The organism is Streptomyces sp. NRRL S-118 (assembly GCF_000716335.1).
In the GTDB taxonomy this organism is placed as follows: Bacteria; Actinomycetota; Actinomycetes; order Streptomycetales; family Streptomycetaceae; genus Streptomyces.
In genome coordinates this window covers 123,048-124,803 of the sequence record NZ_KL591023.1, presented here as the reverse complement: position 1 = coordinate 124,803, position 1,756 = coordinate 123,048, and the positions used below count along the sequence as shown (strand labels likewise).

Annotated in this window: 1 protein-coding gene and 1 pseudogene; one reads left to right on the top strand and one right to left on the bottom strand. The window is 72.8% G+C overall.

Annotated features, from left to right (window positions below):
• Nucleotides 1–315: 315 nt before the first annotated feature.
• Nucleotides 316–453 (top strand): annotated as a pseudogene (locus IH00_RS43490) (transposase); the annotation flags it as partial.
• Nucleotides 454–862: 409 nt separating this feature from the next.
• Here the strand turns inward: IH00_RS43490 and IH00_RS39090 are convergent.
• On the bottom strand, nucleotides 863–1,423 hold the full coding sequence (locus IH00_RS39090) for a hypothetical protein (protein ID WP_052411718.1): 561 nt from the start codon (nucleotides 1,421–1,423) through the stop codon (nucleotides 863–865).
• Nucleotides 1,424–1,756 lie beyond the last annotated feature (333 nt).

The window sequence follows — 1,756 nt, the reverse complement described above, 5'->3', positions numbered from 1 at the left end:
AGGGACGCCCTGGCAGCGATGCTGAGCCGATGCCAGGGCAGCGCAGGAGAAGACGCCGGCAACAGGACGTCGAGCGGAGTGCTGCTCGCGAAGTCCCGGTGGAGGCCGCTGGGAGGTGCTCTTCGAGACGCAGGACGAGCGGGAGTGGCACGCGCACCTCCGCGAGTTGCGGTCCGCGGGGCGCGGGTCGATGGTCGATGACCCGGATCGACACGTTCTGCGGGCGACTGGTCCAGCCGACCACGTGCCGGCTGAGCCTGTTCGTACCGGACCCCGCGGGCGAGTCCAGCCGGCGACGCCTTGACCGACCTCGCGGTGCGTCATGGTGAGCTCACGGATGCGGCGTGGGAGCGCGAGACGTCGCTGTTGCCGCGGGCGGATGACCGGGGTCGGCCGTGGCGGGACCACCGGCAGGTGGTCCACGGCGTGCTGTGGCCGCTGCCGACCGGTGCGCAGTCCCCGCGCGGACGCCTCCGCGTCGCACTCCCCCTCCGGACACCGCCACACCCGGAGCAGGAGATCGCGGGCCACCTCGTCGCGGACCGCCGCCGTCGGGACCCGGGCCGGCTGCGGCGGGCCCGAGCCAGGGCATCGGCGTACCGGGCGACCGCCCGGCCGTCGTCGGCGCTCTCGCCGGCCGGCAGCAGCGCCACGCTCCGCCGGTCGCGCAGATCGGGCCTCGGGACACACGGCGGCGGTCGGCTCCCCCGCTGCACGCCCGTCTCCCTGATCCGGCCTGATCCACACGACAGGCCCGGCCCGAACGCCGCCAGTGAGGTACGGCGATGCGTTCGCACCCTGAGGGTGATCGTGCGCGGGTCGGGGAGCCGGGTCCGCCCGACACGCTGAGGAGTCGTCGCCCTCAGCGGACGGTTGTGCCCAGGTAGTCGAGGGCCGCGCGGGCGAATCCCGGTGCGGTACGCGGGCACTGCCAGCGGGCGAGGATTTCCGCCCCGGTGAGGTTCGCGGGTTCGGCCTCCTCGTCGAGTTCATCCAGGTGGTCCCCGGGAAGCAGATCCTCGGGAAGCAGGTCGTCGAGGGCCTGGCTCACAGGGGAGCTCAGCACCTCCAGGCCGGCGGGAAGGCCCTCGAGCACATCGTCCACGTCGGCCTCGTACGGATGCCAACCGTGCGCGCACGTCGTGCCGTCGTCACCGCGCGCGACCCGTCTCAGTACGGCGACGACCTCCGCCTCGACTCCCGGACCGGGGTCGCCGAAGGCCACGTAGGGGGCGAGCACCAGCAGGCCCAGCGTCCAGAACAGCACGGGCTCGCCCTCCGACCCCGGCGCCGTCGTGTCGAGCCGGCGGGCACAGCCGCGTACCGTCTCGTCCTTGTCCCCGGCGTGGTAGCCGTGCCGGAGCTCGTCCCAACCGCTGAACAGTGCGCGCCAGTCGTCCGGCACGGGTATGACCGTCGACATGCCTTCGTGCTCCCTTCGCAAGGTCCGGATCCGCGGCCATTCGATCACACGGGCGTGCGCCGCCGTCCACGGACCGCCTCGCCGTTCGGCCCGAGGACCGCGTGATCGCCCAGGCGCGACGGACGGGCTGACGCCTCCCCCGGGCAACGCACCCTCGGCTCGCCCGCCTCGGTGCCCACGGTGAGGACGGCATCGGCGAGGGGCCCGGCGCGCGCTCCTCTCGGACACGGGAGGTTGCGCAGCTCACGTGCCGATCCTTATGCAACTTGTTGCACAAGGGCCTCGGGGTCGTCTAGAACTGGGGCGACGACATCTGTCTCTTATACACATCTC

What these genes read in the sequence shown, in the direction of transcription:
- IH00_RS39090 (WP_052411718.1), bottom strand. Translation starts at nt 1,423, where the DNA reads ATGTCGACGGTCATACCCGTGCCGGACGACTGGCGCGCACTGTTCAGC.